Source organism: Xenorhabdus khoisanae, from assembly GCF_001037465.1.
Classification (GTDB): domain Bacteria; phylum Pseudomonadota; class Gammaproteobacteria; order Enterobacterales; family Enterobacteriaceae; genus Xenorhabdus; species Xenorhabdus khoisanae.
This window is the reverse complement of sequence record NZ_LFCV01000221.1, coordinates 1-439: the sequence shown is the minus strand read 5'-3', so window position 1 is coordinate 439 and position 439 is coordinate 1. Positions and strand designations below refer to the sequence as shown.

Below are 439 nucleotides of genomic sequence, written 5' to 3'. Positions count from 1 at the left end.
GCAGTATTACCTGAAAACCATCAAAAAGTACGAACGGGAAGATGTTGACCGGATTGTGCAGCTATTTTCCTATACCGTGCTTGGATTGGCGCAGGAACCCTGCGATTTTCTGGGCAGTGTGTTTATGCAGCTGGGATTGGGGGATAAAGCCCTCAATCAGTTTTTTACGCCCTGGGAAGTGGCCAGAATGATGGCAGAGATGCAGTTGCAGGATGTCTCCGCACGCTTGCAGGAGCAACCTTTCGTGACCCTGTACGAGCCGGCTTGTGGGGCGGGCTGCATGACACTGGCCGCCGCTGACGTCTTGAGAGAGCAGGGGCATGATCCGTTATGCAGCCTGTGGGTGTCAGCGATTGATATTGATCCGCTGGCGGCAGTGATGGCTTATGTCCAGCTGTCCCTGACCGGCATTCCGGCAGCGGTCACTATCGGCAATGCG

1 protein-coding gene is annotated in these 439 nt (G+C 55.1%); it reads left to right on the top strand.

Features of this window, described 5'->3' with window-relative positions:
* The coding region (locus AB204_RS20280) for an N-6 DNA methylase (protein WP_047965191.1) at positions 1 to 439 on the top strand (439 nt) is incomplete at both ends.